Source organism: Acetatifactor sp. (assembly GCF_982438285.1).
In genome coordinates this window covers 1-5829 of record NZ_CEWDFQ010000196.1, presented here as the reverse complement: position 1 = coordinate 5829, position 5829 = coordinate 1, and the positions used below count along the sequence as shown (strand labels likewise).

The following is a 5829-nucleotide window of genomic DNA, read 5'->3' as shown; positions in this document are numbered from 1 at the left end:
GAGATGGAATGGGCGAGCAGGAGGCAGAGCTTTTCCGGGGGAATCATTGGTAACAGAGAAGAAAGGGAAAGACATCTCGCAGACATGCTGGATAGAAGGGAGATAAAGCCAAATGAAACATCACACCATCCGCCGCAAAATCACAGCCCTGCTCCTAACCTCCGTGCTGGCGGCCCTTCTTGTAAACAGCCTGCTGGCCCTCGGGAACCTCACTGCCATAAAGACTGTGTTTAACAGCCAGAGCATGGCCCTGGGGCAGACGGCGGCCCGGAACGCAGAAGGGGCGCTGGAGGAAATGACGGGAGAACACCTGAACAGCCTGGCTGCGGAAAAAGCGGCGCTCATCGAAGAAAAATTCCATGCCGTGACAGCAGGCGTTCATGCCATCGCTCAGCTGGCAGAGGATATCTACCAAAATCCCCAGGCTTACCCGGACAGGGAGGTGGCGCTCCCGGTGCCAGGAAGCCATGAGCTGGCGGCACAGCTGCTCTGGTCGGCAGAGCTTTCACACTCCCCTTCAGGGGAGCCTGCCCTGCCAAGTCCCACTCAGGAACAGGAAGAAGAAATCAGAAAGCTGGGAAACCTGCAGGATTTACTGGTACAGTACAATGGGGTAAACGACATGATTTCCTCCACATACCTGGCTACCAGAAGCGGCTGGATGATACAGGCGGACTACATACCCTGCAGCAAATATTCCGGGGAAAACGAAATCCCGGACTATTACGAGGCGGCGGACAGACAGTGGTTCCAGTATGCCCTTTTGAAAAAGATGGGGGAGGTGGTATTCTCCGAGGTAATTATGGACGTCCATGAGAACCGGGAGTGCATCGTGTGTGCCCAGCCTGTCTATGTGGGCGGGGAGATTGTGGCAGTGGCGGGCATCGGCTCCTATCTGGACACTATCCACGGAGAGGTTTTAAGCACTGCCATAGGGGAGAGCGGCTACGCTTTTTTGATCAATGAAAGCGGGCAGGTCATGGTATCCGGTAAAGATACCGGGGAGACAGCGGCTGCACCGGAGGGGACGGACTTAAGGAACAGCCCAAACAGGCAGCTTGCGGATGCTGCCTGGGACATGACTTCTGGCGGAAGCGGCCTGGTGCGCCTTACGCTGGATGACAGGGAAGTCTACCTTGCCTATGCCCCTCTGACGCAGCCTGACTGGAGCTTTGCCATTGTCATGGACGTGGAGGAGGTGGCGGCTCCGGCCCGGGAAAGCGAGCAGGCAATCCTCGCCCTGGCAGACAGCGTATCAGCGGAAGTGGACGCTTCCATCCAAAACACCTTCTGGGGGTCTGCGGCTACCACGCTCCTTACCTTTCTGCTGGCGGGAGCAGCGGGCATCGGCCTGGCAGGCAGGCTCAGCAGGCCCATCCGGGAGCTGACAAAGGAGGCAGCCAGGATGGACGGCGGCAGTCTGGACGGGGAGATACACATCCGCACCGGGGACGAGGTGGAGGAGCTGGGCAATGCCTTCAACCATATGCGGGTGCAGCTGAAAGCCTATATCGGGAACCTGGCAAAAATCACGGCGGAGCGGGAACGCATCCGGACGGAGCTTTCTGTAGCCACCGGCATTCAGGCGGACATGCTGCCGGACTGCCATAAAATACTCACAGACAGGGAAGAATTCCACATCTATGCACAGACCCGTCCGGCAAAGGAGGTGGGAGGGGATTTCTATGATTTCTTCCTGACCGATGAAAACCATCTGGCATTCCTGGTGGCGGATGTATCCGGCAAGGGCGTCCCGGCGGCGCTTTTCATGGTGGTGGCCATGACCCTGATACGCACTCATCTGATGCAGGGGGAAGGGCCGGCGCAGGCCTTCGAGCAGGTGAACCGGGAGCTGTGCAGGAACAATGAGAACGGTATGTTCCTCACCGCATGGCTGGGGGTGCTGGAGCTTTCCACCGGGCGCCTTGCCTATGTCAATGCCGGGCATAACAGCCCCTTATGCTGGGCCAGGGAAACAGGACAGTACCGGTGGCTTACAGAGCGCAGCGGCTTCATCCTGGCGGGGTTAGCGACCTCACAGTATCAGGAGAAGAAGCTTTTCCTGAAACGGGGGGACAAGCTCTTTTTGTATTCGGACGGCGTCACTGAGGCAAACGACGCACAGCAGAAAATGTTCGGGGAGGAAAGGCTGGAGGCGTTTTTAAACAGCCATGCAAAAGAGGAGCCGGAGGAAATCTGCCTGGCTCTGCAGAAGGAACTGGCAGACTTCCAGGGGGAGACACAGCAGTTTGACGATATCACCATGCTCGCCCTCGTCTACAGAAGAGAGGGCTTCGCCGAAAAGACCGGGCGGCCGGACATGGGGCATATGCGGGAGTTTACAGATTTTGTGGAGGAGCAGCTTCAGAAAAAGGACGTGTCTATGAAGACCATCGTGAAGCTTAAGCTTGCGGTGGATGAGATCTTTTCAAACATCTGCTATTACAGCGGCGCATCTGAGGTCACTGTGGGTGTGCGGGTGCAGGAGCGCAGGGCGTCCATTCTCTTTGAGGACGACGGCGTTCCCTACAACCCGCTGAAGCGGTCCGACCCGGACGTGGAGGAGCTTCTTAAGAAGCGGACGGAAGGGGGGCTTGGCATCTACCTGGTGAAAAAGCGCATGGACAGTGTGGTTTATGAATATTCAGGCGGCGTAAACCGCTTTCTGATAGAGAAGCAGGATGCCTGAAGGGAAAGGAATGGGAAAACAGATATAAAGGAGGAAACGGACATGGAAGGATTCAATATGGACAATTTACAGAAGGAAATGGGGCTTGATAAGCTCAAAGGCATAGCCGCGCCCGGCGGGGCGGACACGGGCCTCAAGGAGGCGGTGGAAAAGACGCTGGAAAAGGCGCTGGCAGAGCCGGTAATCGAGGACATCATCATTATCAATGCAGGGAAGAAGAACAAGGCGGACATTCCCGCAGGCTATGAAAAAATCGACGGCGACTTAAACGAGGGGGCAGGCGGAGACTACATCTACTTTGCTGTGAAACGGGGCACCGATGCGGCAAAGGCCATAAACGGACTTGCAGTGGTTTCGGGAAAGAATGACAAAGTGCCTGCACCGGCAGGCTTTGAGAAGCTTGGCATGGACTTAAACAAGGGAGCCGGGGGCAGATACATTTACCTGTGCATACGAAGGGGGAAAGAGAACGCCATCCGCGACATAAAGGTGATGAGCGCATCTAAGGCAAACCCGCCGGCGCCGGCAGGCTACACCATGCTTCCCCAGGACTTAAACGAGAAAGCCGGAGGCAGATACATCTACCTGTGCTACTGCTAGCCGGAAAATGCTTTATTTTCCTTGAAATGCGGTCTGGTTTATAGTAAAATAATTCCATATAATCCAAATACAAAAGGGGGTAACAGAAAATGCAGGATAGGACAGACCTGGTCAGGCGGAACCTTAGCTGTATTTTCTGCGTCCATTTTTTGGAATAATCAAAAGAATCTTCTACATTCCAGACGGGATGGGAGGGTTCTTTTTTTGGAAAATCAGGAAAAGGAGAGCTAGTATGAAAAAAAGGAAAAGATGGAGGAAACGGATAGGTGCAGCCCTGTTTGCGGCGGTTCTTGTGTGTACGTTGGTGAATATAGCATCACCGCTGACGGTCAAAGCGTATAAGTGGGATGAGGACACCGGGGTATTCACGGTAGAAGTAAATGCGGATTTTGATTCTATAGACCTGCTTGACTTGAGAGATTCGCTAAAGACGCTTGTTATTGCAGGTAACACAACATATATACCACGCCTTACTTATGTAGAAAATGTGGAGAGTGTTGAGATCACTTCCGATATCATAACGACGATAGGAGCGAGCACATTTGAGACCTTTCATGATCTTAAGAGCGTTAAGATCACTTCCAGCAGCATAACGACGATAGGAGCGAGAGCATTTGCGGCGTGTAGCAGTCTTAACAGCATTGAGTTGCCTGAAAGTCTAACGACGATAGGAGCGAATGCATTTGAGTCCTGTAGCTCGCTTACAACTATTGAGATTCCCGATAATGTGACATCGATAGGAGCGAATGCATTTCTGTCCTGTGACAGCTTGGAGACATTTTCCTATCCGAAGGGACTTGATATCAGCAACATTAGTCTGCCCTTTTCTGTAAAGCTAATAGAAAGGGAGGTTGAGCCCAGTATCACGCAGCAGCCTTCCGACGCAGCCGTGGAGGAGGGAGGCACGGCGTCCTTTACCGTAGCAGCGAGAGGAACAGAGCCTCTCTCTTATCGGTGGCAGGTGAACGACGGAACCGGCTGGGCGGATATACAAGGGGCAAACCAATCGACATATACGGTGGAGGCTGCACAGAAAGGCTGGAACGGCTGGCAGTATCGGTGTGTGGTTTCCAATGATCTCGGGAGCGCAGAGAGCAATGCGGCGAAGCTGACGGTAAATGTAGTAAAAGCATCCGTAACGGTAAATAACGGGACAGGAGATGGAACGTACGAAAGCGGAGTGACGGTGACGATAACCGCGGATGAACCGGAGATGGGCAAAGTATTTTCGGAATGGCAGGTCGTAAGCGGCGAGGTTGATCTTGCAGACGCAAAAAGCAGCACGACCACATTTGTCATGCCAAAAAATGCGGTGGAAGTAACGGCAGTATATAGCGATATTATTGCGCCTGTAATTATCACGCAGCATCCTTCCGACGCAGCCGTGGAGGAGGGAGGCACGGCGTCCTTTACCGTGGCGGCGGGAGGAACAGAGCCTGTCTATCAGTGGCAGGTGAACGACGGAACCGGCTGGGCGGATATACAAGGGGCAAACCAGCAAACATATACGGTGACGGCTGCACAGAAAGGCTGGAACGGCTGGCAGTATCGGTGTGTGGTTTCCAACTCCATGGGGAGCGCAGAGAGCAATGCGGCGAAGCTGACGGTAAATGCAAGTGAGCCGCAGACGCCGGAAACGCCGGAGTACAGGATCATGGAAGGCGCGGGGCAAAGCTGGACAAAGGGAAGCACCGACGGCCTTGTCATCAGGGGAGACGGTGATTATGCGAAATTTACAGGCGTAACTGTGGACGGAGTCCTGCTGGATATTGGCAATTATGAAGCAAGCTCCGGATCAACGGTTATCACCTTAAAGGCGGAATATCTGAATGCGCTTTCGCCGGGAGAACATACCATTGCTATCCTGTGGACGGACGGTTCTGCGGAAACTACAGTTTCCATTGTGGGGGAGACCGTCTCCGGCGGCGATGAGACCGTCTCCGGCGGTGATGGAACTGTCTCTGGCGGCGACAGTGAGAGTGACCATGCAGCGGATGATCACGCCGACAGCGGCAGCGAAACAGCAGCCACGCCGGATAAAAAGGATGCTGTGCCAAAGACCGGGACTGAATCACCGGCGTCCGGACTGCTTGGTCTGATGCTGGCCTCGGGAGCCGGGATTGCAGCAACCGGGAAGAAACGGAAACCGGGTATCAGGTAGCATATGGAAGAGAAAAGCAGCAAAGACATAGGAGAAAGAAAAAATCAGGAGCGGAGACGCAGACTTTTTCGTCTGCTGTGTGTTATTGTATTTATCGTATCTGCGGCAGGGCTGGCAGGATATGGCGTTTTGTGCTTTTACCAGGACAGGACTACGCGGGATGTGCAGGAGGCCCTCCAGAATATCCTTGAGGCTGAAGAAGCTGCTGCGTCAAAAGAGGGAGAACCTGAAAATGGGTTTGGAGCAGAAACGGCAGCGCCAAAGATAAAACCCCAAAAGCCGGAGATATTGTCGAAATACGGATCTCTGTATGAGATAAACCCTGATATGATTGGGTGGCTTGCCATTGACGGAACAGTCATTGATTATCCCGTGATGC

3 protein-coding genes and 1 pseudogene are annotated in these 5829 nt (G+C 54.0%); all 4 read left to right on the top strand.

Annotation, left to right across the window (positions count from 1 at the left end; translation table 11 throughout):
* The first annotated feature begins 112 nt into the window (after positions 1-112).
* Positions 113-2689, top strand: a complete 2577-nt coding sequence (locus AC1WIP_RS10320; protein ID WP_481141748.1) for a SpoIIE family protein phosphatase — start codon at positions 113-115, stop codon at positions 2687-2689.
* Between the two features lie 42 nt (positions 2690-2731).
* Positions 2732-3289, top strand: a complete 558-nt coding sequence (locus tag AC1WIP_RS10315) for a hypothetical protein (RefSeq protein WP_481141747.1) — start codon at positions 2732-2734, stop codon at positions 3287-3289.
* A 232-nt stretch (positions 3290-3521) separates the two neighbouring features.
* Positions 3522-5450, top strand: a complete 1929-nt coding sequence (locus tag AC1WIP_RS10310; protein WP_481141746.1) for a leucine-rich repeat protein — start codon at positions 3522-3524, stop codon at positions 5448-5450.
* 3 nt (positions 5451-5453) lie between these two features.
* Positions 5454-5829 (top strand): annotated as a pseudogene (locus AC1WIP_RS10305) (hypothetical protein); the annotation flags it as partial.